At 70.8% G+C, this 22552-nt stretch carries 19 protein-coding genes; 8 read left to right on the top strand and 11 right to left on the bottom strand.

The genetic code is table 11. The features are described 5' to 3' along the window. The first annotated feature begins 112 nt into the window (after positions 1-112). The gene (locus NUG20_RS16410) at positions 113-1204 is read left to right on the top strand and encodes an efflux RND transporter periplasmic adaptor subunit (protein ID WP_263395493.1); all 1092 of its coding nucleotides are present in this window, start codon (positions 113-115) and stop codon (positions 1202-1204) included. Further along, positions 1201-4326: an efflux RND transporter permease subunit gene (locus NUG20_RS16405; RefSeq protein WP_263395492.1), complete on the top strand. Its 3126-nt coding sequence runs from the start codon at positions 1201-1203 to the stop codon at positions 4324-4326. The genes NUG20_RS16410 and NUG20_RS16405 overlap by 4 nt, the downstream gene beginning before the upstream one ends. A gap of 18 nt (positions 4327-4344) precedes the next feature. On the opposite strand, the gene NUG20_RS16400 is transcribed toward NUG20_RS16405, so the two are convergent. Both NUG20_RS16400 and NUG20_RS16395 read right to left on the bottom strand, forming a co-directional pair. Continuing rightward, positions 4345-5466, bottom strand: a complete 1122-nt coding sequence (locus NUG20_RS16400; RefSeq protein ID WP_263395491.1) for a glycosyltransferase family 4 protein — start codon at positions 5464-5466, stop codon at positions 4345-4347. Then, positions 5463-6209 carry a polysaccharide deacetylase family protein gene (locus NUG20_RS16395; RefSeq protein WP_263395490.1) on the bottom strand — a complete coding sequence of 249 codons (747 nt, stop codon included), beginning with the start codon at positions 6207-6209 and terminating at the stop codon, positions 5463-5465. The genes NUG20_RS16400 and NUG20_RS16395 overlap by 4 nt, the downstream gene beginning before the upstream one ends. 216 nt (positions 6210-6425) lie before the next feature. Here NUG20_RS16395 and NUG20_RS16390 point away from each other — a divergent pair, with 216 nt between their 5' ends. From NUG20_RS16390 to NUG20_RS16375, 4 genes are all read left to right on the top strand, one after another. Further along, positions 6426-6983, top strand: a complete 558-nt coding sequence (locus tag NUG20_RS16390) for a GNAT family N-acetyltransferase (RefSeq protein WP_263395489.1) — start codon at positions 6426-6428, stop codon at positions 6981-6983. An 88-nt stretch (positions 6984-7071) separates the two neighbouring features. Then, the gene (locus tag NUG20_RS16385; RefSeq protein WP_263395488.1) at positions 7072-8586 is read left to right on the top strand and encodes an alanine/glycine:cation symporter family protein; all 1515 of its coding nucleotides are present in this window, start codon (positions 7072-7074) and stop codon (positions 8584-8586) included. 399 nt (positions 8587-8985) lie between these two features. Then, positions 8986-9816: a TrmH family RNA methyltransferase gene (locus NUG20_RS16380; protein WP_263395487.1), complete on the top strand. Its 831-nt coding sequence runs from the start codon at positions 8986-8988 to the stop codon at positions 9814-9816. Then, positions 9813-11321: a carboxylesterase/lipase family protein gene (locus NUG20_RS16375; protein WP_263395486.1), complete on the top strand. Its 1509-nt coding sequence runs from the start codon at positions 9813-9815 to the stop codon at positions 11319-11321. Before NUG20_RS16380 ends, NUG20_RS16375 begins: the two co-directional genes overlap by 4 nt. Positions 11322-11628: 307 nt before the next feature. Here the strand turns inward: NUG20_RS16375 and NUG20_RS16370 are convergent, their stop codons facing one another. The 5 genes from NUG20_RS16370 to NUG20_RS16350 all read right to left on the bottom strand — a co-directional run bounded on the left by NUG20_RS16370 (position 11629) and on the right by NUG20_RS16350 (position 15879). Next, positions 11629-12699, bottom strand: a complete 1071-nt coding sequence (locus tag NUG20_RS16370) for a LacI family DNA-binding transcriptional regulator (RefSeq protein WP_263395485.1) — start codon at positions 12697-12699, stop codon at positions 11629-11631. A 64-nt stretch (positions 12700-12763) separates the two neighbouring features. Continuing rightward, the gene (locus NUG20_RS16365) at positions 12764-14176 is read right to left on the bottom strand and encodes a M28 family peptidase (RefSeq protein WP_263395484.1); all 1413 of its coding nucleotides are present in this window, start codon (positions 14174-14176) and stop codon (positions 12764-12766) included. A gap of 65 nt (positions 14177-14241) precedes the next feature. Beyond that, positions 14242-14661: a large-conductance mechanosensitive channel protein MscL gene (mscL, locus tag NUG20_RS16360; RefSeq protein ID WP_263395483.1), complete on the bottom strand. Its 420-nt coding sequence runs from the start codon at positions 14659-14661 to the stop codon at positions 14242-14244. Between the two features lie 113 nt (positions 14662-14774). Next, the gene (locus NUG20_RS16355) at positions 14775-15482 is read right to left on the bottom strand and encodes a fumarylacetoacetate hydrolase family protein (protein ID WP_263395482.1); all 708 of its coding nucleotides are present in this window, start codon (positions 15480-15482) and stop codon (positions 14775-14777) included. 121 nt (positions 15483-15603) lie between these two features. After that, positions 15604-15879: a hypothetical protein gene (locus NUG20_RS16350; protein WP_263395481.1), complete on the bottom strand. Its 276-nt coding sequence runs from the start codon at positions 15877-15879 to the stop codon at positions 15604-15606. A 273-nt stretch (positions 15880-16152) separates the two neighbouring features. Between NUG20_RS16350 and NUG20_RS16345 the strand changes: the two genes are divergently transcribed. Beyond that, the gene (locus NUG20_RS16345; RefSeq protein ID WP_263398513.1) at positions 16153-16491 is read left to right on the top strand and encodes a Rieske (2Fe-2S) protein; all 339 of its coding nucleotides are present in this window, start codon (positions 16153-16155) and stop codon (positions 16489-16491) included. A 151-nt stretch (positions 16492-16642) separates the two neighbouring features. Here NUG20_RS16345 and NUG20_RS16340 read toward each other — a convergent pair whose 3' ends face one another. The 4 genes from NUG20_RS16340 to thiS form a co-directional block, all read right to left on the bottom strand. Next, complete coding sequence (locus NUG20_RS16340) at positions 16643-18511, bottom strand: SLC13 family permease (RefSeq protein ID WP_263395480.1); 1869 nt, start codon at positions 18509-18511, stop codon at positions 16643-16645. Between the two features lie 116 nt (positions 18512-18627). Beyond that, positions 18628-19380 carry a tRNA (guanosine(46)-N7)-methyltransferase TrmB gene (gene trmB / locus NUG20_RS16335; protein WP_263395479.1) on the bottom strand — a complete coding sequence of 251 codons (753 nt, stop codon included), beginning with the start codon at positions 19378-19380 and terminating at the stop codon, positions 18628-18630. Between the two features lie 10 nt (positions 19381-19390). After that, positions 19391-20185 carry a thiazole synthase gene (locus NUG20_RS16330; RefSeq protein WP_263395478.1) on the bottom strand — a complete coding sequence of 265 codons (795 nt, stop codon included), beginning with the start codon at positions 20183-20185 and terminating at the stop codon, positions 19391-19393. Between the two features lie 54 nt (positions 20186-20239). Next, positions 20240-20440 (bottom strand): sulfur carrier protein ThiS, encoded by a 201-nt coding sequence (thiS, locus tag NUG20_RS16325; protein ID WP_263395477.1) that lies wholly within the window; start codon positions 20438-20440, stop codon positions 20240-20242. Between the two features lie 154 nt (positions 20441-20594). On the opposite strand from thiS, the gene NUG20_RS16320 reads away from it, so the two are divergent. Continuing rightward, a complete protein-coding gene (locus NUG20_RS16320) occupies positions 20595-22415 on the top strand; it encodes an autotransporter domain-containing protein (protein ID WP_263395476.1) in 1821 nt (606 codons plus the stop codon). Positions 22416-22552 lie beyond the last annotated feature (137 nt).

Raw genomic sequence — 22552 nt, 5'->3', positions numbered from 1 at the left:
GCGAAGGGCGTCCGGCGGCGCTGGCAAGGGTCGTTGGTCATGGCCGGTCTGTGTCAACGACCGTCACGTCGTCCCGTTAAACTGGGCTAAACCTCTTGCGTCCGGGATGCTCATGCCGCACCGACCACGCGCCGGCGTCCGCCTGGCGTGCCTCGTCTCGCTGTCCATCGCCCTGATCGCCTGCGGCAAGCCGCCCGCGCCGGCGAAGACCGCCGACGCCGTGCCGGTGACGCTGCAGACGGCGGCGGTGCGGCCGTGGAGCGACAGCCTGTCGTCGCTGGGCACGGTCAAGGCGCGCGAATCGGTGACGCTGACCGCCAAGGTCAGTGAGATCGTGGAGCGGGTGCATTTCGACAGCGGCCAGGAGGTGGCGGCCGGCGCGCCGCTGGTGACGCTGCGCGGGCAGAGCCAGCAGGCCGCGCTGCGCGAGGCCGAGGCCACCTTCACCGAGGCCGAGCAGCTGTACCGGCGGCAGAGTGAGCTGGTCGGCCGGCAGCTGGTGTCGCGCGCGCAGCTGGACACGCAACGCGCGCTGCGCGATGCCGCCGAGGCGCGGGTGCTGCAGATGCGCGCGGACATCGGCGACCGCAGCGTGCGCGCGCCGTTCGCCGGCGTGCTCGGCCTGCGCCAGATCAGCCCCGGCTCGCTGCTGACCCCGGATGCGACGATCGCCACGCTCGACGACGTGGCGCGGGTCTACGTGGACTTCCAGGTGCCCGAGGCGGCGATGGCCTCGGTGGCGGTCGGCGACAAGGTCGGCGGCGCCAGCGTGGCCTATCCGGGGCGCAGCTTCGAGGGCGTCGTCAGCACCGTCGATGCGCGGGTGGACAGCGCCACCCGCGCGATCACCGTGCGCGCCGATTTCGACAACGCCGACCGCGCGCTGCGCCCGGGCATGCTGATGGACGTGCGCCTGTACCGCCCCGAGCGGCAGGCGCTGGTGATCCCGGAGATCGCGGTGGTGCAGGTCGGCCGCGAGTCGTTCGTGTACCGGGTCGGTGCCGACGGCAAGGTCGAGCGCGTCGACGTGCGCACCGGGGTGCGCCGCAGCGGCCTGGTCGAGATCCTGGACGGGCTGGCCGCCGGCCAGCGCATCGTCGTCGACGGCACCGGCAAGCTGCGCCCGGGCGTGGCGGTGGTCGATACCGCCGCGGCGGCGCCCGGCGCCGGTGGCGCGAACGGCGCCGCGGACCGCGGCCGATGAAACTGTCGGACGTCTCGATCACGCGGCCGGTGTTCGCCGCGGTGATGAGCCTGCTGCTGGTGGTACTGGGGGTGATGGCGTACAGCCGCCTGACCCTGCGCGAGCTGCCGGCGATCGATCCGCCGATCGTCTCGGTGGAGGTTCGCTATCCCGGCGCATCGGCGGCGGTGGTGGAAAGCCGCATCACCCAGGTGCTGGAGGATGCGCTGGCCGGCATCGAAGGCATCGAGACGATCGAGGCGCGCAGTTCCAACGGCGTGGCCGACATCAGCATCGAGTTCCGCGTCAGCCGCGACATCGAGGCCGCCGCCAACGACGTGCGCGATGCGGTCAGCCGGGTGCTGGACCGCATGCCGGACGAAGCCGATCCGCCGGAGATCGCCAAGGTCGAGGCCGATGCCGACGCCATCATCTGGCTCAACATGAGCTCCAGCACGATGGATGCGCTGCAGCTGTCCGACTATGCCGAGCGCTACGTGGTCGACCGCCTGTCCAGCATCGACGGCGTGGCCCAGGTGCGGCTGGGCGGGCGCCAGCGCTATGCGATGCGGATCTGGCTGGAGCGCGACCAGTTGGCCGCGCGCGGGCTCACCGTCGCCGACGTGGAAGCGGCGCTGGCGCGCGAGAACGTGGAACTGCCGGCCGGGCGGCTGGAATCGGCCGACCGCGATTTCACCCTGCGCGTGGAGCGCGGCTACCGCACGCCGGCGGACTTCGCCGCGATCCCGCTGCGCAAGGGCGGCGACGGCTACGTGGTGCGGCTGGGCGACGTGGCCAAGGTGGAGCTGGCCTCGGCCGAACGCCGCGCCTATTTCCGCAGCAACGGCGTGCCCAACGTCGGCCTGGGCATCGTCAAGACTTCCACCGCCAACAGCCTGGACGTGGCCCGCGCCGCGCGCGCGGCCGCGCAGCAGATCCAGCAGAGCCTGCCCAAGGGCACCAACATCTTCGTCGCCTTCGACACCACCGTGTTCATCGATGCCTCGGTGGAGCGCGTGTACCACACGCTGATCGAGGCGGTGGTGCTGGTGCTGGTGGTGATCTGGCTGTTCCTGGGCAGCGTGCGCGCCGCGCTGATCCCGGCGGTGACGGTGCCGGTGTGCCTGATCGCCGCGTTCATCGCGCTGTACGCGTTCGGCTTCTCGATCAACCTGCTGACCCTGCTCGCGCTGGTGCTGTGCATCGGCCTGGTGGTGGACGATGCGATCGTGGTGGTGGAGAACATCCAGCGCCGCGTCGACCTGGGCGAGCCGGCGCTGGTCGCCGCGCGGCGAGGCACCGCGCAGGTCGCGTTCGCGGTGATCGCCACCACCGCGGTGCTGGTGGCGGTGTTCCTGCCGGTGGGCTTCCTGGAGGGCAACACCGGCCGGCTGTTCCGCGAGCTGGCGGTGGCGCTGGCCGCGGCGGTGGCGATCTCCGCGTTCGTCGCGCTGACGCTGACGCCGATGATGTCGTCCAAGCTGCTCAAGGCGCACGCCAAGGAGAAGCCCAACCGCGTGCATGGCTGGATCGAGGCGCGCTTGCAGGGCATCAGCAACCGCTACCGGCGCGTGCTCGAGCGCCACGTCGGCCGCTACTGGCTGTTCGGCGCGCTGATGCTGGCGGCGGTCGCCGCCAGCGCATTGCTGGCGCGGAGCATTCCGTCGGAACTGGCGCCGGCGGAGGACCGCGGGTCGTTCCAGGTCATGATCGATGCGCCCGAGGGCGCCGGTTTCGACTACACCGTCGGGCAGATGCACCAGGTGGAGGGCATCCTCGATCGCCACCGCGGCGAGGACAAGCCGATCCGGCGCGCCAACCCGCGCGTGCCCGGCAGTTTCGGCGTCAGCGAGGAGATGCATACCGGGCGGGTCAGCGTGTTCCTGCAGGACTGGGGACAGCGCGAGGTGGCCACCGCCGACGTCGCCGCGCAGCTGCAGCAGGAACTGGCCGCGCTGCCCGGCGTGCGCGCGCGCACCCAGGTCGGCGGCGGCCTGGTCAACAGCCGCGGGCAGCCGTTCCAGATCGTGCTCGGCGGCCCCGACTACGCCGAGATCGCGCAATGGCGCGACCGCATCCTGGCGCGCATCGGCGACAACCCGGGCCTGGTCGGCGCCGATTCGGACTACAAGGAAACCCGGCCGCAGATGCGCGTGGAGATCGACCGCCAGCGCGCCGCCGACCTCGGCGTGCCGGTCACCGAGATCGGCCGCGCCCTGGAAACGCTGATGGGCGCGCGCCAGGTCACCACCTTCGTCGACAACGGCGAGGAATACGACGTGATGCTGCAGGCCAGCCGCGACGGCCGCGCCACCCCGGACGACCTGGCCGCGATCCGCGTGCGCGCCGATGGCGGCCAGCTGATCCCGCTGTCCAACCTGGTGACGCTGCGCGAGGTCGCCGAGCCGGGCAACCTGCACCGCTTCAACCGCTTGCGCGCGATCACCATCAACGCCGGCCTGGCCCCGGGCTATCCGCTCGGCGAGGCGATCGTCTGGGCGCAGCAGGTGGCGCGCGAGGAGCTGCCGGACTACGCGCAGATCGACTGGAAGGGCGAATCGCGCGAATACCAGAAGGCCGGCGGCGCGGTGCTGCTGACCTTCGCGCTGGCGCTGCTGATCGTGTACCTGGTGCTGGCGGCGCAGTTCGAGAGCTTCATCCATCCGCTGGTGATCATGCTCACTGTGCCGCTGGGGGTGCTCGGCGCGCTGATCGGCCTGGCGCTCAGCGGCGGCACGCTCAACCTGTTCAGCCAGATCGGCATCGTCATGCTGGTCGGGTTGGCGGCCAAGAACGGCATCCTGATCGTGGAGTTCGCCAACCAGTTGCGCGACGAGGGCCGCAGCGTGCGCGAGGCCATCGTCGAATCGTCGGCGGTGCGGCTGCGGCCGATCCTGATGACCTCGCTGGCCACCGTGGTCGGCGCGATCCCGCTGGTGGTCGCCGGCGGACCCGGCTCGGCCAGCCGCGCCACCATCGGCATCGTGGTGATCTTCGGGGTGTCGGTGTCCACGCTGTTGTCGCTGTTCGTGGTGCCGGCGTTCTACGCGCTGCTGGCGCCGTACACGCGTTCGCCGGACGCGCTGAAGCAACGCCTGCAGCACTTGGAGGCGCAGACGCCGTCGGTGGGCGGCCACGCCTGAGCGCGGCGCCGGCGCGGCTCAGTGCGGCTCCGGCTGCGCCTGGGCCAGCCGCTGCGGCGCGCGGCGCGGCGCCTGCAGTGCCTGCACGAACTGCGCGGCGATCACCGCCCCGGCGAAGTGGCGCTGCACGAACTGGCGGCCGGCCTGTCCCATGCGCTGGCGCCGCGGCGCATCGCACATGCGCACGATCGCGTCGCGCCAGGCGCCCACGTCGCCCGGCGGCAACAGTTCGCCGCTGACGCCGGCCTCCAGCGTCTCCACCGCGCCGCCGATACGGCTGGCCAGCACCGGCACTTCGCTGGCCTGTGCCTCCACCGAGACCCGGCCGAAGGTTTCCGGCGCCAGCGACGGAAACGCCAGCATCGACATCGCGTTGTAGTAGGGAGTGGCGTCGTTGACCCAGCCGACGAAGCGGTGCCGTGCGGACGTAGCCTGGCCGCTGCTCTGCGCATGCAGGCGCGCCGCATCAGGGCCGTCGCCCAGCCACAGGCAATGCAGTGCCGGTTCGACCGCCATCGCCGCGGACACCGCTTCCATCAGAGGAAAGATGCCCTTGCCGACCTGCAGGCGGCCGCTGTAGCCGACCACGATCGCCTCCTCGGGCAGGCCGAGCATGGCGCGGACCTGGCGGCCGCGCTGCGGATCCGGTCGCAGGCTGTCCATGTTCACCGGGTTGTACAGCACCTGCACCAGCGCCTCGGGCACGCCGCGTTGCAGATAGGCCTGCCGCGCATAGCGCGATACCGCGAAGAAGCGCGCGGCCAGGCGCGGGATCGCGTAGCCGGAGAAGGCGCGCATCGCCGGCGCGCGATGCCGGAACAGCGCCACACGCACGCCGAGCGCGTGGCCGGCCAGCAGCAACGGCCAGTACTCCTTGCCGAAATTGCCGACCAGCCAATCCGGCCGCAGGCGCCGCGCCAGGCGCAGCAGCGGTGCGTAGCCAGCCGGATCGAGCGCGTTGCGAAAGTGGCCGAAATGCACCTGGATCCCGCTGCGGTCGAGTTCCTCGGCGATCAGCCCGCCTGCGCAGGCGACGACCTCGACGTGGTGGCCGGCGCCGGCCAGTGCCTGCGCCAAGGCCACGAAATGCGTCGCCGCGCCGGTGTTCTCGGGATTGGTGCCGACGAACAGGAAGTTCATGCGCGCCGGTCCTCGTAGCCGGTCAGCGCGCGCAGCGCGAACTGCGGCAGCAGGTGGTGCCGCGCCACCTGGATGCGCGGATAGCGCCAGGGGTCCGAGCCGGGCACGGCGCGGCCGCGCCGGGTGCTGGTCGCGGCGACATAGCCGGCCTCGCGCACCGCCGCGGCGACGCGCGCGTCCACATCGCCGTACGGATAGCAGAACTGGGCGACGGGTTCGCCGAGCAGGTCCTCCAGTTCGCGCTTGCAGCCGCCGATCTCCTCGCGCAGCGCGGCATCGCTGCAGGCGGTCAGGCGCGGATGCGAACGGGTGTGCGCGCCGATCTCCATGCCGGCGCTGCGCCATTGGCGCAGTTCGGCCAGGGTCATCAGCGGCTTCTCGATGCCGAGTTTCTGCGCGTCCCAGTCGTTGTGGCGGCCGATGCTGCCGCTGACCGCGTAGACGGTGGCGCTGAAGCCCAGCCGTTGCAGCACCGGCAGCGCCGCATGCAGGTTGTCGGCGTAGCCGTCGTCCAGTGTCACCACCGCGATCCGGCCGCGGCGTTCGCCGCGCAGGTACGGCGCGGCTTCGGACATCGACACGCCGCGGTAGCCCAGCCGCCGCAGCAGCCGCATCTGCCGGGCGAAGCGCGCCGGCGCCACGTACAGGCTGCGGTACACCTGCAGCTGCGGCGGCGCCTGCGCGATGTTGTGGTACATGAAGATCGGAATCCGTGCGGCAGCGGCGGAGGGCGCGGGATGCATCGGGACGGCTCGTGACGATCGCGGGGGAGGGGAGGGCGCAGTGCATTAGCGCGCGCAGACCTTTCGGCGGCCTGTCGCGCGTCGGAGTCGCGACGGCAGCGGCGAGAGGCGCCGCTGCGACACGTCGCGGCGGTGCCTCTGCGGCGCACATGCCCTGCCGACAGGCACGCAATGCTCCGGTTATGCTCGGCCGCTCATCCGCACGAGAGACCGCTGATGCCCGATGACACCTGCGCCGCGGCCTGGCGCGAGCTGCGCCTGAGCGTGGACGACATGCAGCTGCGCCGTTGGCGCCGCGACGATCTCGATGCGCTGCTGCGCCATGCCGACGATGCGCAGGTGGTGCGCGGACTCAGCGAGCGCTTCCCGCATCCCTACACCCGCGCCGACGGCGAAGCGTTCTTGGGCGGGCACGTGGTCGACCTGAGCCAGCCGGTGCTGGCGATCGAGATCGGCGGCGAGGCCTGCGGCGGCATCGCCCTGCGCCCCGGCCACGGCGAGCGCGCGCATGCGGCGGAACTGGGCTACTGGCTGGGGCGCCAGCACTGGGGCCAGGGCCGGATGACGCGGATCGTCGCCGCGTACCTGGACTGGGCGGTTCCCGCGCTCGGGCTGTTGCGCGTGGAGGCCAGCGTGCTGGACGGCAACGCGGCCTCGGCGCGGGTGCTGGAGAAGAACGGGTTCGTGCGCGAAGGCGTGCGCCGCGGCGCGCTGCGCAAGCAGCAACGGCTGCACGACCTGCTCTTGTTCGGCCGCCTGCACGTGCCGCGGTGAACGCCGCGCTTCGCGGTCATCGCCGATTCATGCACAATCGAACCAGCCCCCGTCGCCGGGGCATCCTTCTTGCGCCTCGGGGAACTGCGTGGAATCGATCATCACAGCATTGAACGGCTTGATCTGGAGCAAGGCGCTGATCTTCATGTGCCTGGCCGCCGGCCTATACTTCACCATCCGCACCCGCTTCATGCAGGTGCGCGGCTTCGTCGAGATGCTGCGGCTGACCATCGGCGGGCAGAAATCCGACGCCGGCGTGTCCTCGTTCCAGGCGCTGGCGATGTCCATGGCCGGCCGCATCGGCATCGGCAACATCGCCGGCGTGGCCACCGCCATCGCCTTCGGCGGGCCGGGCGCGATCTTCTGGATGTGGGTGATGGGCTTCTTCGGCGCCTCCACCTCGTACATCGAATCGACCCTGGCGCAGATCTACAAGGTCAAGGACGCCGACGGCCGCTACCGCGGCGGTCCGGCCTACTACATCGAAAAGGCGATGGGCCTGAAGTGGTACGCGCTGCTGTTCGCGATCGCCACCATCGCCGCCACCGGCTTCCTGATGCCCGGCGTGCAGGCCAACGCGATCGCCGACAGCGTGGTCAACGCCTGCCGCGGCGGCCCGCTGTGCGGCCCGCTCGACGGGCTGTGGATGGGGCTGCCGGCAGCGCAGGCGCTGAAGCTGGGCATCGGCATCACCGTCGCGCTGCTGCTGGCGGTGATCATCTTCGGCGGGGTCAAGCGCATCGCCAACTTCGCCGAGATCGTGGTGCCGTTCATGGCGCTGGGCTACATCCTGATGGCACTGGTGGTGATGGCGCTCAACGCCGAGCGCGTGCCGGAGATGTTCTCGCTCATCTTCCGCAGCGCGTTCGGCGCGCACGCCGCGTTCGGCGCGCTGCTGGGCCTGGCGGTGGAGTGGGGGGTCAAGCGCGGCATCTACGCCAACGAGGCCGGGCAGGGCACCGGTCCGCACGCCGCCGCGGCGGCCGAGGTCTCGCACCCGGCCAAGCAGGGCTACGTGCAGGCGTTCGCGATCTACTTCGACACGATGATGGTGTGCACCGCGACCGCGTTCCTGATCCTGGCCACCGGCAAGTACAACGTGTACGCGCCCAGCGGCGGCGAGCCGCTGTTCTCCGGCCTGCGCGGCGTGCAGGAAGGCCCGGGCTACGCGCAGGCCGCGGTGGACGCGATCCTGCCCGGCTGGGGCGCGGGCTTCGTGGCGCTGGCGCTGTTCTTCTTCGCCTTCACCACGATCATGGCCTATTACTACATGGCCGAGACCAACCTCAGCTACATCAACGGCAACCGCCGGCGCCCGCTGACCGTGCTGGTGCTGCGGCTGGGCATCCTGGGCATGGTGATCTTCGGCGCGTTCCACGACGCCAAGCTGGCGTGGTCGCTGGGCGACATCGGCGTGGGCCTGATGGCCTGGCTCAACATCATCGCCATCCTGATCCTGCAGAAGCCGGCGCTGCTGGCGTTGCGCGACTACGAGCGGCAGAAGAAGGCCGGGCTGGACCCGGTGTTCGATCCGGTGCCGCTGGGTATCAAGAACGCCGACCTGTGGCACGAGCGCCTGCAGCAGGCGCCGCGCAAGGAGTGATCGGCGTAGGCCGTGCCCAGGCATGACCGGGCCAGCACGCGGCACTGCGCTGGCAGCGTCGCGCCAGCTGCTCCGCCCGCTGACGCGGATCGCCAGCCGGCGGAGCGACGGCGCGCGATGTGACGGCAACGCCATCGGTGTGGCGGCAAATCCTCGCCGCCGCATCCGAAACCGGTAACCGCAATGCGTCTTGCCGCGCCGGCGCTGGCCAGGCGGACCGCGGGCGCTTGGCCATGCGTGCAGCGGTTTTCACCGGCGATGCCGGGGATGAGCGAAAATCCCCCGGTCGCGCCGATGCGGCGCGTTGCCGTTGCTCCAGGAGACCTTGCCCATGTGCCATGTCCTTACTTTCCCGTGCGCCGTCCGCGCGCCGGGCACCACGCGGCCGAGCGTGCCGCGATGAACAATCCCTGGGGCAAGAGCCCGCGCGGCCCGCGCCCGCCGGCGCCGCCCGAACGCGTCGCCGCCGCACCGCGCGCTGCCGACGCCAATCGCGGCGAACTGCGCCTGTACGGGCTCAACGCGGTGCGCGCGGTGCACGCGCGCCGGCCCGAGGCGATCCGCAAGCTGTACCTGGCCGAGGCGCGGATCCCGGCGCTGCAGCCCTTGCTCAAGTGGTGCGCGGCCAATCGCGTCGGCTACCGGATCGTGGACGAGGCCGATCTGAACAAGCTCGCGGCCAGCGCGCACCACGAAGGCGTGGTCGCCGACGTGCTGCGCGAGGACGCGTTGCCGCTGGCGGCCTGGCTGCAGTCGTTGGCCCCGGGCCCGGCGCTGGCGCTGTGGCTGGACGGGGTCGGCAACCCGCACAACTTCGGCGCGATCCTGCGCTCGGCCGCGCATTTCGGCGCCGCCGCGATCCTGCTGCCGGAGACGGCGACGCTGGCGCTGTCCGGCGCCGCCGCGCGCGTGGCCGAGGGCGGCGCCGAGGCGGTGCCGCTGGTGCGGCTGCCGCCGACCGAACAGGCCCTGGCGCAGGTGCGCGCGGCCGGCTTCGCGCTGGCGGCGACGCTGGTGGACGGCGGCGGCGACGTGTTCGCCGCGGCGCTGCCGCCGCGCCTGGTGTACGTGATGGGCGCCGAGAGCGAGGGCATGGACCGCGCCTTCGCGCAGGCCTGCGAACTGCGCCTGTCGATCCCCGGCAGCGGCGCGGTGGAGAGCCTCAACGTCGCCGCCGCCACCGCGGTGCTGCTCGGCGCCTGGCGCGCGCAGCAGGGTACGGCGCGGTGACGCCGGTACTGCGGCGTTGCCTGGCGTACGCGTGCCTGCTGCTCGCCGCTGCGCCGGTCGCAACGGTCGCTGCCGGGCCGGCGCCGCAGCTGACCTTGCCCGCGGGCACGCTGCGCGGCCAGATCCAGGCGGACGGCAGCGTGCTGTTCCGCGCCATCCCGTTCGCCGCGCCCCCGACCGGCGCGCGCCGCTGGCGTGCGCCGCAGGCGCCGGCACGCTGGCGCGGCGTGCGCGACGCCAGCCAGCCGGCGCCGACCTGCGCGCAGCCGGCGATCGGATGGAACGCTGCGCTGGCGCAGCGCTCCAGCGAAGACTGCCTGTACGTGGAAGTGCAGACCCCGCGGCTGGACCCGGCGGCGAAACGGCCGGTGATGGTGTGGATCCACGGTGGCGCCAACGTCGCCGGCGGCGCCGACATCCTGCCGTCCTCGCTGGTGCAGCAGGACGTGGTGCTGGTCACCGTGCAGTACCGGCTGGGCGTGTTCGGCTTCCTGTCGCTGCCCGAGCTGAGCGCCGAGTCAGGGCAGCGCGCCTCCGGCAACTATGCCCTGCTCGACCAGATCGCGGCGCTGCGCTGGGTGCGCGACAACATCGCCCGCTTCGGCGGCGACCCTTCGCAGGTGACGATCTTCGGCCAGTCCGCCGGCGCGCAGGACGTGGGCCTGCTGCAGCTGTCGCCGCTGACCAAGGGGCTGTTCCGCGCGGCGATCGAACAGAGCGGCACCGCCGGCTTCGGCCTGCCGCCGCGCAGCCTGGGCGAGAACGAGGCGCTCGGCGCGGCGATCGCGCAGCGCGCCGGGATCGGTGCGGCGCAGCGCCTGCCGGCGTTGCGGCGGCTGCCGGTCGCGCGCTTGCTGCAGGCCGCGCAGAGTGTCGACGTGCCCGCGCTGGACGACGACGGCTATGTCTGGCTGCAGGCCATCGTCGATGGCTATGTACTGCCGCGCGCGCCGGCGGCGATGCTGGCCGCCGGCGCACAGCACCGCGTGCCGCTGCTGCTCGGCAGCGTGGCGCAGGAACTGACCTATGGCGGCGCCGGCGGCGCCGAGGCGCGCCTGCGTCGCGACTATCCGGTGGAGGCCGCACGGGTGCTGGCGCCGTCTCGCACGGCTGCCGCCGCGCCCGATCCGCGCTACGGCGACGCGGCGATGCAACTGGCCACTGACCTGACGTTCCGCTGCCCGGCGCTGGCGGTGGCGCGCGCGCAGGCGCGGCAGGGCGTGCCGGTGTGGCACTACGAATTCGACCTGGCCGCGCCCGGCGGCGGCGTGACCCACAGCGCCGAACTGCCGTTCGTGTTCAAGGGCCTGCCGATCGGCCAGCCGCCGCTGAACCTGCAGCGCTACTGGGCCGCGTTCGCGCGCAGTGGCGATCCGAACAGCGCCGGCTTGCCGCGCTGGCCCGCGTTCGCGCCGACCCAGGCCTCGCTGCGTTTCGATCAGGACGGCGCGCACGCGGTGACCGGCTTGCGCCGCGAGGCGTGTGCGCTGCTCGATCTGCCGTAGCCAAGACTGCCGCTGCTGCCGCTCGTAGCGGCTTGCCGTCAGGGCGGTCCGCCGCAGCCCTTCCTGCGGGCTGCTGTGCCATGACCCGACCGCGATGCGTGCCGATCAGGTGCAAGTGGATCGCTGCACAACTGGAGTCGACTGCGCCGTGAGCACTTTTGACTCGGATATCGCAGTCGACCAATCTTGTGGGAGCGACTTCAGTCGCGACGGGCCTTACCAGCAAAGCGCATCGCGACCGATGGCCCGAAGCCACCTGCAGTCGCGCCTACGACTTCCGTGGATTAAACACAACGAAGAAAACGCGCTAGCCCACTGCCTGCAGCAACGGCGGCTCTGCCGGCGGCGCGGTCGAGCCGCGCGTGACCAGCGTGTACTTCATCACCTGGTGGACGCCGCGGTTGGGCAGGCCGTCGCGGCGTTGGCGGATCTCGCTGAGCAGCAGCGCGACCGCGGCGCGGCCCATCGCGGTGACCGGCTGGTGGATGGTGGTCAGCTCGGGCCAGATCGTGGTCGCCACCGGGGTATCGTCGAAGCCGGCGACCGACAGGTCCTCGGGCACGCGCAGGCGCAGGCTGTAGGCGATGGCCACCGCGGCGGCGGCCATGTCGTCGTTGCTGCACAGGATCGCGGTCGGGCGCGACGCGACTTGCAGCAGCGCGGTCGCGGCGAGCAGCCCGGAGCGGTAGGTGAACAGGCCGTCGGCCACGCGCGTGGCGGCGACCGGCAGGCCGGCCGCGGCCATGGTGTCGAAGAACGCGCGACTGCGCAGCGCGCTCGGGGTGTGCTTGGGGTCGCCACTGATGAAGCCGATGTCGCGGTGGCCGAGCTCGATCAGGTGGCGGGTGATCGCGCAGGCGGCCTGGTAGTCGTCGATGCGCACCGAACTGACGCCGTGCATCGGCGCGCCGGTGGCCACGGCGACGACCGGGATGCCCCGCGCGTCCAGTTCCTCGATGGTCTGCTGCGAGTCGCACAGCGGCGGCGGCAGGATCACCCCGTCCACGCCGGCTTCGAGCAGGCGCTCGGTGGCGGCGCGCTGGCTGCCGATGTCGTCGCTCTTTTCCACCAGCACCTGGCTGCCGTCCAGGCTGCTTTGCTCGAGGATACCGAGCATGAACTGGTTGAGATAGGCCGCGCTGGGGTTGCTGTACAGCACGCCGATCCGCGCCAGGCTGGCGGTGCGCAACGAGCGCCCGGCAAGGTTGGGCCGGTAGCCCAGCGTCTTGATCGAGGCCTCGACGCGCTCGCGCATCGCCGCGCCCACCCGCGGGTGGTGGTTGATCACGCGCGAAGCGGTCATCGGCGAGACGCCCGCGTGCCGCGCCACATCCAGCAGCGTCACCGCCGAGCCTGCACGACCTTGCCGTTTGCCCATCGTGGGTCCTGGCGTTGCGAGAGAGGGAAGGCCTGCACGCATCCCCCGCGGCAGGCGTGGCAGCTTACTCCGTGGGCGGTTCCACTGTCTTGGCCTGACTGCCGAAGCCGCCATCCGCTTCGGCGGCCAGATAGGCGAACACCGCGTAGGCGGCGACGTTCTGCGCCAGCGCCTTGGGGTCGATCTTGTCCAGGGTATCGTCGGCGGTGTGGTGCAGGTCGAAGTAGTCGCTGCCGTCCTGCGCCAGCCACGCCCAGGCGCCGCCCTTGGCCGCGAGCGGGCCCACGTCCGGGCCGGGGCCGCCCTTGTCCGGCGCGTAGTCGATGCCCAACGGCGCCAGCGCCTCGGCGATCTGCCGGGTCGCCTCGCGCGAGGCGGCGGCATCGCCGGAGCCGGTGTTGAACGCATAGATGCGGCCGGCGCCGAAGTCGCTTTCGGCGGCGATCTGGTGCAGCGCCACGTCCTTGGCGTGCGCCTGCGCGTAGGCCTTGCCGCCGTACAGGCCCTGCTCCTCGTTGGCGAAGGCGACCACGCGGATGCTGCGCTTGGGCGCGCGCTTGAGCTGGCCGATCAGGTGCCCGGCGGCCATGCTGATGCCGACGCCGGCACCGTCGTCGATCGCGCCGGTGCCCAGGTCCCACGAATCCAGGTGGCCGCCGATCACCACCACTTCCTTGGGCTTGCTGCGCCCGGTGATCTCGCCGATCACGTTGTACGAGGTGGCCTGGCCGTCCCAGCCGCAGTCCAGCGCCAGGCGCAGCCGCACCGGGCCGCGCGCGACCAGCCGCGCCAGCTGGTTGGCGTCGGGCACCGACAGCGCCGCCGCCGGCACCGGGGTCAGGCCTTCCTCGAAGCGGGTGATGCCGGTATGCGGCACGCGGTGCGAATCGGTGCCGGCCGAACGCATCACGAAGCCGATCGCGCCCTTGCGGATCGCCTCCGATGGGCCCTTGCTGCGCACCGCGCCGCTATTGCCGTAGTCCTTGCCGTCGCGCGCCTTGACCATCTGGTAGTCGACGAAGGCGATCTTGCCGCGCAGCGAACCGGCCGGTGCGGCCTGCAACGCGGCGAGGTCGGCGAAGCGCACCACCTCGGCCTCGACGGTACCGGCCGGGCTGCCGCCCAGCGCGGTCACGGTCAGCGGCTGCGCATTGGCGCCGAGCACCTGCGCATGCTCGCTGCGCCGCTCCCATTTCGGGAACGTCACCGGCTCGGTCCACACCCTGTCGAAGCCCAGCGCCTTGAACTTGGCCTTGGCCCACGCGACCGCGCGCGCATCGGCGTCGCTGCCGGCCATGCGCGGGCCGACTTCGGTGGTCAGCGATTCGACCACCTTCCAACCGGTGTCGTCGGCCAGCGCCTGCTCGCGCAGCGTGGCGGCGGTGGACAGCGCCGCGTCCGGGATGCGGGTGGTCTCGGCCGCGGCGGCGGACGAGGTGGCGAGCATGGCGGCGATGACGACAGCAAGACGACGCATGGAGGACTCCGCGACAGGGGAAGCCACGAGCTTAGCAGCGCGTGGCGCGCCTGCGGGCGCCGCGCTTACTTGTGTGCGGCGTCGTTGTTCAACGCATCGCGGATCTCGCGCAGCAGCAGCACTTCCTCGCTCGGCGCCTTGGGCGCCGGCGGTTCCTTGCGCGCGATGCGGTTGATCGCCTTGACCAGCATGAAGATGGCGAAGGCCACGATCACGAACTGGAGGATGGTGTTGAGGAAATCGCCGATGCCGATCACCACCGCCGGCACTTCCTTGCCGGCCGCGTCCACCGTCGCCGCCTTCAGCGTCCACGCCCAGCGCGAGAAATCCACGCCGCCGGCGAGCAGGCCGATCGGCGGCATGATGACCTTTTCCACCAGCGCGGTGACGATCTTGCCGAACGCGGCGCCGAGCACCACGCCGACCGCCAGGTCCAGCACGTTGCCACGCATGGCGAATTCCTTGAACTCGCGGATCATGCCCATTGGAGATGCCTCGAATGTTTGCGCGGGCCGATCGCCGCTGCGCAAGCCTAGCGCAGTCGTTGTCGATCGCGAATCACGGTGCGCGGCGCGCGGCGCGCCGACATCATCGGCGCTCAAGCGACGATGGTGCCGTGGCGCTCGGCGACGTTCTCCAGGCGCGCGCTGAAGCGATCGCCCGGCTGCAGCGCGGCCACGCCGGCCGGCGTGCCCATGAACACCAGGTCGCCGGCACGCAGCGCGAACAGCTTGGACAGTTCGTGCAGGATCTCCGGCACGTTCCAGATCATCTGGTCGAGCAGCGATTGCTGGCGCACCTGCCCATTGACCTCCAGCGACAGGTTCAGCGCCTCCAGCGCGCCGACTTCGCCGGCCGGAATCAGTTCGCTGATCGGCGCGGAATGGTCGAAACCCTTGGCGATGTCCCACGGCAGGCTCTTGGCCTTGGCCGCGGCCTGCAGGTCGCGCCGGGTCAGGTCCAGGCCGACGCCGTAGGCCAGCACCAAGGCGCTGGCATCCTCGACGCTCAGCACGCCGGCCGGCGCGTCCTGGCCGAGCGCCACCACCAACTCCACTTCGTGGTGCAGGTCCTGGGTCGCGGACGGATAGGGGATGGACTCGCTGCCGACCACCAGCGCATCGGCGGGCTTCATGAAGAACGTCGGTTGGCCGCGCGCGTCCTTCGACGCCGGCGCGGTGGCGCCCATTTCGCGCGCATGGTCGGCGAAGTTGCGGCCCACGCAGTAGATGCGATGCACCGGAAACAGTCCCAGCCCACGCACGGGCACGCGCGGAGCTTCGGCAGCGGCGAACAGGTCTTTCATCGGGCACGCATCCAGAGAAGAACGGGATGCAGCAGTTTAGCGCGTCAGGTTCGACCCGACTCCGGCAGGCATGCGGACGTCGCTTTCGCGAATCCCCAATCCCGATTCCCCAATCCCGGCCTTACAACGGCAACGCTGGCTTGCGCACCACGCGGTACTCGCCATCGACCACGTGCTGGCGCGCCGCTGACGGCCGCTTGCCGCTGCGCTGGCTCAGCAGCTTCACCGCGATGCCGCCGAGGATCATCGCCGCACCGACGAACACGCTGACGAACACCAGCCCGGCGAGGATCGCCAGGCCGAGCAGCCCGACCGCCAGCTTCACCAGCGGATGGCGCGGCTTGCGCGGCGCGAAGACATGCCGGAACTGATCGAAATTGAAGGCGCGTGCACGCATGGCAGAAGTCTGTGTCAGTTGGAACCGATGGCGCAGTATCGGCGGTGTCTTCTGTGACGGAGTGAAAAGTTCGTTAAGCGGAAAATTAACACTTGGTTGGTCAGTGTCTTGCATGGCGTTGTGCTGATGCGCGGGACCGGGGACCGGGGACCAGGGACCCGAAGAACGGAAGTCGGTAACGCTTCAAATCGCGATGTCCGAGTCCCGAGTCCCGAGTCCCGTGCAAACGGACATGCAAGAATGACGGCCCTTCCGCAGCTGTCGCCGTCTTCCATGACCGAGTCGTCCGCCGTGCTGGCGCAGCTGGAGCAACTCGCGCCCGGTGCTCTGGTCGAAGTCGAGGCCGCCATCGGCGGCGATGTCGAATCGCTGCTGCTGTACCGCGACGGCGATGGCGTGCGCGCATGGTTGAACGTGTGTCCGCATGCCGGGCGCCGGTTGGATTGGGCGCCGGGACAGTTCCTGAAGAGCCGCGAGGGCCACGTGGTGTGCGCCGCGCACGGCGCCGCGTTCGAGTTGCAGCACGGCAGCTGCGTGTCCGGGCCGTGTCGCGGCCAGAGCCTGCTTGCGGTGCCGGTGGCGGTGCGTGAGGGCCAGGTGGTGTTGGCCTGAGGCCGGTGCGCCGATATCGATCCGACTGCGGTCACTGAGAAGATGTCGTCTTGTGAGCGCAGTCATGCAAGGCCTGGCGGGCAAAGCCCGTCGCGACTGAAGTCGCTCCCACATTTCTTCCGGCCGCAGCGTCTGCGTCGCCAATGCCTGGCTAGAACGCGCCCCACCAGGCCATCGACATCAGGTTGACCATCAGCACCACCACTGCGGTATAGATCAGCGACAGCGGCGCGCCGACGCGCCACAGTTCGCGTGGCTGGTAGTTGGCCGGGCCGGTGATCATCGAGATCACCGGATTGGACGCGGTCATCAGGTTGTTGGAGGCCGACAGCGCCACGATCAACGCGAACGCGGTGGGATTGCCGCCGGCGGCCAGCGCCAGGTTGACCGCGATCGGCACCATCACGATGGTCGCGCCGACGTGGCTGATCACCAGCGAGAACGCGGTGGTCAGCAGCGCCAGCGCGATCTCCAGCGCCCACACCGGCACGCCTTCGGGCAGCCGCGCGATGGTGTGGCCGGCGACCCACGCCGCCGCGCCGCTGCTGTCCATCGCCCAGCCCAGCGGGATCAGCCCGGCCATCATGAAGATGGTCTTCCAGTTGATCGAGGCATAGGCCTCGTCCATGCGCAGCACGCCGGTCAGCAGCATGCCGGCCACGCCGGTCATCAGGGTCAGCGCCACCGGCAGCTTGCTGGTCAGCGCGATCAGGATGGTCAGGGCGAAGATCGTCATCGCGATCTTGAACTTGTGCGGGCGGTGCTCGCCCTTCGGATAGTCGGTGACGACGACGAAGTCGCGGCTCTCCGAAGCCTGCGCCAGGTCCTGCCAGATGCTGTGGAACACCAGCATGTCGCCGGCGCGCAGCGGCACCTTGCGCACGTCCTCGCGGATCACCTGCTTGTCGCGGTTGATCGCCAGCAGGCTGATCCCGGACTGCTTGCGCAGGCGCAGCTCGGCCGCGTTCTTGCCGATGAAGCGCGAGGTCGGCGGGATCACCGCCTCGGAGATGCCGGCGCGGCTGGGATTGAACAGGTCGCCGAGGTTGCGCAGCCGCGAGGACAGGCGCAGGAACTGGTTCTGCGCGAAGTCGGCCACCTGCTGGCGTGCGCCCATCACCCCGAGCACGCTGCCGACCCAGATGCGCATGTCCGCCGGCGGCGCCAGGCGGGTGTCGTTGCCGGTCTTCAGCGCCAGCAGCAGCGGCGCGTCGTGCACCGTCTCGGCTTCGCCCAGGGTCATGCCGACCAGGGGGCTGTCGGCGCTGACGATCAGTTCGAACACGTCGCCTTCGATGCCGTAGGTGCGCGCGAAGTAGCTCTCGGTGCGCGCCGGGGTGACCCCGTTGTTGATCAGCTGCTCTTCCTCCATCAGCGTCTTGTCGCCGCGCACGCGGAAGTAGATCAGCGACGCCAGCAGCAGCGCCAGGCCGATCGGCAGCGGCGCGAACATGCGCAGCGGCTCGATCGTGGCCATGCCCGAGGGCAGGTTGTTGTTGGCCGACTGCAGCAGGTCGTTGAGCAGGATCAGCGGCGAGTTGCCGACCATGGTCAACGCGCCGCCCATCACGATCGCCGCGGCGATCGGCAGCAGCAGGCGCTGCAGGGTCAGCCCGGTGCGCGCGGCCAGGCGCGAGGCCACCGGCAGGTACAGCGCCATCACCGACGGGTTCTGCATGAACGAGGAATTGAGCCCGGCGATGGCGGTGGTCAGCAGCATCAGCCGCTCCTCGACCCCGCGCGCGCGGCGCAGCAGCCACGAGGCCAGCCGGTTCAGCGCGCCGGTGCGCTCCAGCCCGGCGCCGAGGATGGTGGTGGCGATGATGCTCATCACCGCGTTGCCGGAGAAGCCGCTGAACAGTTCTTCCGGCGGGATCAGCCCGGTGACGCCCAGCACCACCAGCACCACCAGCGCGACCACGTCGGCACGGATCCGCTCGAACACGAACATCGCCATCGTGAAGCCGACCAGCCCGAGCACGAGCTTCATGTCGTTGGTCAGCGTCAGCGCGGTGTCCATTTAGGGCCGGGATTGGGGATTGGGGATTAGGGAGTGGACAAGGCGGCAGGCGGAGCCGGCCGCGGCAATGGCTTGCCGTGGAAATACGTCGTCGGGATGGCGGCTGCGCTCCTCATCTAGTCCCGAATCCCCGATCCCGGCTTGTCGTACAGCAGATCCCACACGCCATGGCCGAGCTTCTGGCCGCGGGTCTCGAAATGGGTCTGCGGGCGCCAGTCCGGGCGTGGCACGTGGCCGCGCGGGCCGGCACGGTTGACCAGGCCGTCGGTGGCATCGAGCACGTCCCACATCTGCTCGGCGTAGTCGGCCCAGTCGGTGGCCGCGTGCAGGCGGCCGCCGTCGCGCAGCTTGCGCACCAGCAAGGCGGCGAACGCCGGCTGCAGCAGGCGGCGCTTGTTGTGGCGCTTCTTGTGCCACGGATCGGGGAAGTAGATGCGCACTTCGTCGAGCGCGCCGTCGGCGATCTCGTGCTCCAGCACTTCCACCGCATCGTGGTGGTACAGGCGCACGTGTTGGCTGTCGTCGGCGGCCAGCGCGTTCAGCACGCGGCCCACGCCGGGCGCGTGCACTTCGATGCCGATGTAGTCGCGGGCCGGGTCGTGGCGCGCGGCGAAGCGCAGCGCCTCGCCGTTGCCGAAGCCGATCTCCAGCACCTTGCGCGCGGCGCGGCCGAAGGTGGCGTCCAGATCGCGCGGCTGACCGGCGTAGTCCAGGCCGAAGCGCGGCCACAGTTCGTCGAACGCGCGCTGCTGCGCGGGAGTGAAGCGGCCCTGGCGCAGCACGAAGCTGCGCACCTGGCGGCGGCCTTCCTCGATGGTGAAGGGCTTGGGCGGGGTCTTGGCGCCGGCGCTGGAGAACGGATCGGTCATGCGCGCGGCCTCAGCCGATCAGCCCGTCGACCGGCGACGACGCGCTGGCGTAGCGTTTGCGCGGGATGCGCCCGGCCAGGAACGCTTCGCGCCCGGCCTCGACCGCCTTGCGCATCGCGCTGGCCATCAGCACCGGATTGCGCGCGCCGGCGATGGCGGTGTTCATGAGCACGCCGTCGCAGCCCAGTTCCATCGCGATCGCCGCGTCCGAAGCGGTGCCGACGCCGGCGTCGACGATGATCGGCACTTTGGCGTTGTCGATGATCTCCAGCAGGTTGTAGCGGTTCTGGATGCCCAGCCCGGAGCCGATCGGCGCGGCCAGCGGCATCACCGCCACGCAGCCGATCTCCTCCAGGCGCTTGGCCAGGATCGGGTCGTCGCTGGTGTAGACCATCACTTCGAAACCGTCGGCGACCAGGATCTCGGCAGCCTTCAGGGTCTGCACCACGTCCGGGAACAGGGTGCGCTGGTCGCCCAGCACTTCCAGCTTGGTCAGGTTGTGGCCGTCGAGCAGTTCGCGCGCCAGGCGGCAGGTGCGCACCGCGTCCTCGGCGGTGTAGCAGCCGGCGGTGTTGGGCAGGATGGTGTAGCGCTGCGGCGGCAGCACGTCGAGCAGGTTGGGCTCGCCGGGGTTCTGGCCGATGTTGGAGCGGCGGATCGCGACGGTGACGATTTCCGCGGCGGCGGCCTCGGTAGCCTGCCGGGTCTGTTCGAGATCGGCGAACTTGCCGGTGCCGGTGAGCAGGCGCGAACGGTAGGGCTTGCCGGCGATCACCAGCGCATCGTGGGGGGCGTGAGCGTTCATCGCCGGATTATCGCCCATCGCACCCGACGCTGCCGAGCCGGCGCCGCGCGGGATTCAGCCGCCGCCCAGCGCGTGCACGATCTCCACCCGGTCGCCGTCGCGCAGCGCGTGCTCGGCGTGCGCGCCGCGCGGCACGATCGCGCCGTTGACCTCGACCGCGACGCGGCGTTGCGCCAGGCCTTCCTCGATCAGCAGGACGGCGACGGTGGTGTGGGGCTGCAAAGGGCGGAGCTGGCCGTTCAATTCGATGTTCATGTCATCATTGTGCAGTGCGTGCCGTCAGGCGCGCGATGTATTGCGGCAGTGCAACGTGAGCGCGCAGGGCAGAGGTGAAATCATGCCTGCCATGCGGCTGCGTATGTTCTGGCCGTGCCCCGAGTCACCTTCATTATCGCCCGGGAGGGCATCCATGACTTCGTCCATCCGTCCACTCCGCTCGCTGCTGGCCGCCGCGATCGTGCTCGCCGCCGCGCCCGCGTTCGCGCAGCAGACCTATAGCCGCACCGTGTTCTTCGGCGACAGCCTGACCGACGCCGGCTACTACCGGCCGCTGCTGCCGGCCTCGGCGCAGGCGGTGACCGGCCAGTTCACGACCAATCCGGACTGGGTCTGGGCGCAGTACATCGCCGACTACTACCACACCGACGGCCACGCCAACGGCAACGGCCAGATCGGCGACAACTACGCCGCCGGCAACGCCCGCGTGGGCGTGGCCAACCCGAGCGCGCTGGGCGTGGCGCCGTCGCTGGCGACGCAGACCAGCAACTACCTGGCCGCCAACGGCGGCAAGGCCGACCCGAACGCGCTGTACAGCGTGTGGGGCGGCGCCAACGACCTGCTGGCGGTCGCCGCCGGCGCACCGGCGCAGGTCACGATCGGCAACTCGGTGACCGCGCAGGTGGGCATCGTCGCCGGCCTGCAGAACGCCGGCGCGCGCTACGTCATGGTCACCACCATCCCCGACGTCGGCCTCACCCCGCGCTTCCGCGCCGGCGGCGCCACGACGATGGCGCAGGGCACCGCGCTGGCCGGCAGCTACAACAGCGCGCTGTTCGCCGGGCTCAAGAGCGCCGGGCTGCAGGTGATCCCGGTGGATACCTTCCATCTGCTGCAGGAAGTGATCGCCAGCCCGTCCACCTACGGTTTCAGCAACGCCACCGGCACCGCCTGCCAGCCGCAGATCACCGCGCAGTCGCTGACCTGCAACCCGACCAGCTACGTCAGTGCCGACGCCGCCGACAGCTACGTGTTCGCCGACGGCATCCATCCCACCGGCCGCACCCACGAACTGCTGGCGCAGTACGCGCTGTCGATCCTGGAAGGCCCGCGCCTGCAGCAGGTGCTGAGCCACTCGGCCGAGGTCACCGGCCGCGCGCGCGCCGACCAGGTCGCCTGGCACGTCGACGGCCGCCCGGACGCGGACGGCATGCGCTGGTGGGGCAACCTGCGCGGCGACATGCAGCGCTATTCGCACGGCGACCTGTACGACGGCCTGGCCCCGGCCGGCCTGTTCGGCGTGGACTGGTCGCGCGGCGAGTGGGTGTTCGGCGGCTTCGGCGGCTTCGGCCGCGTGGACGCCGACTTCGGCAACCGCGGCGGCGACTACACCCAGGACGACAGCACCCTGGGCGGCTTCGCCGGCTGGTACGGCGAGCGCGCGTGGGTCAACGCGCAGGTCAGCTACAGCTGGCTGAGCTACGACGTCAAGCGCAAGGTCAACCTGGCGGCGGCCACCATCGAGCACAACGGCTCGCCGGACGGCAGCAACCTGACCGCAGCGCTGCAGGGCGGCTACGAGTTCGGCGAGGGCGCGTTCAAGCACGGCCCGGTGGCCGCGGCGATCTGGCAGAAGGTCAAGCTCGACGGCTACACCGAGAGCAACCCGAACTCCAGCGCGCTGGGCTACTACGACCAGGACGTCGAGTCGCTGGTCGGCCGCCTCGGCTGGAAGGCCAGCGTCGACGCCGGCATGGTGAAGCCGTACGTGCAGGCGACCTACGACCACGAGTTCAAGAAGGGCGAGCAGGCCACCGCGTGGCTGCAGACCATGCCCGAGCTGGGCGCCTACGCGGTGCCGGGCCTGGCCATGGACCGCAACTACGCCTCGGTGGTGCTGGGCGCGCGGACCAAGGTGTGGGGCCTGGAGAGCAATGTCGGCATCGCCGCCACCACCGGCCAGAGCCGCGCGCGCGACACCTCGCTGTTCGTGAACTTCGGCGGCAGCTTCTAAACGCTGCGTCGCGGCTGTCCATCGTGCCCGGCCTGCCGGGTACGATGGGCGGCGCATGACCTTGCGACATCGCAAGGTCACGTTGTGGGAGGGGCTTCAGCCCCGACGCCTTGTCGACAAGGCGTCGGGGCTGAAGC

The organism is Xanthomonas sp. CFBP 8443, from assembly GCF_025666195.1.
Classification (GTDB): Bacteria; Pseudomonadota; Gammaproteobacteria; order Xanthomonadales; family Xanthomonadaceae; genus Xanthomonas_A.
This window is presented reverse-complemented; position numbering and strand designations above follow the sequence as displayed.

Coding starts and splice junctions, on each gene's coding strand:
- NUG20_RS16410 (WP_263395493.1), top strand. CDS start 113: ATGCCGCACCGACCACGCGCCGGCGTCCGCCTGGCGTGCCTCGTCTCG.
- NUG20_RS16405 (WP_263395492.1), top strand. CDS start 1,201: ATGAAACTGTCGGACGTCTCGATCACGCGGCCGGTGTTCGCCGCGGTG.
- NUG20_RS16400 (WP_263395491.1), bottom strand. CDS start 5,466: ATGAACTTCCTGTTCGTCGGCACCAATCCCGAGAACACCGGCGCGGCG.
- NUG20_RS16395 (WP_263395490.1), bottom strand. CDS start 6,209: ATGCATCCCGCGCCCTCCGCCGCTGCCGCACGGATTCCGATCTTCATG.
- NUG20_RS16390 (WP_263395489.1), top strand. CDS start 6,426: ATGCCCGATGACACCTGCGCCGCGGCCTGGCGCGAGCTGCGCCTGAGC.
- NUG20_RS16380 (WP_263395487.1), top strand. CDS start 8,986: ATGAACAATCCCTGGGGCAAGAGCCCGCGCGGCCCGCGCCCGCCGGCG.
- NUG20_RS16370 (WP_263395485.1), bottom strand. CDS start 12,699: ATGGGCAAACGGCAAGGTCGTGCAGGCTCGGCGGTGACGCTGCTGGAT.
- NUG20_RS16365 (WP_263395484.1), bottom strand. CDS start 14,176: ATGCGTCGTCTTGCTGTCGTCATCGCCGCCATGCTCGCCACCTCGTCC.
- mscL (WP_263395483.1), bottom strand. CDS start 14,661: ATGGGCATGATCCGCGAGTTCAAGGAATTCGCCATGCGTGGCAACGTG.
- NUG20_RS16355 (WP_263395482.1), bottom strand. CDS start 15,482: ATGAAAGACCTGTTCGCCGCTGCCGAAGCTCCGCGCGTGCCCGTGCGT.
- NUG20_RS16350 (WP_263395481.1), bottom strand. CDS start 15,879: ATGCGTGCACGCGCCTTCAATTTCGATCAGTTCCGGCATGTCTTCGCG.
- NUG20_RS16345 (WP_263398513.1), top strand. CDS start 16,153: ATGACCGAGTCGTCCGCCGTGCTGGCGCAGCTGGAGCAACTCGCGCCC.
- NUG20_RS16340 (WP_263395480.1), bottom strand. CDS start 18,511: ATGGACACCGCGCTGACGCTGACCAACGACATGAAGCTCGTGCTCGGG.
- trmB (WP_263395479.1), bottom strand. CDS start 19,380: ATGACCGATCCGTTCTCCAGCGCCGGCGCCAAGACCCCGCCCAAGCCC.
- NUG20_RS16330 (WP_263395478.1), bottom strand. CDS start 20,185: ATGAACGCTCACGCCCCCCACGATGCGCTGGTGATCGCCGGCAAGCCC.
- thiS (WP_263395477.1), bottom strand. CDS start 20,440: ATGAACATCGAATTGAACGGCCAGCTCCGCCCTTTGCAGCCCCACACC.
- NUG20_RS16320 (WP_263395476.1), top strand. CDS start 20,595: ATGACTTCGTCCATCCGTCCACTCCGCTCGCTGCTGGCCGCCGCGATC.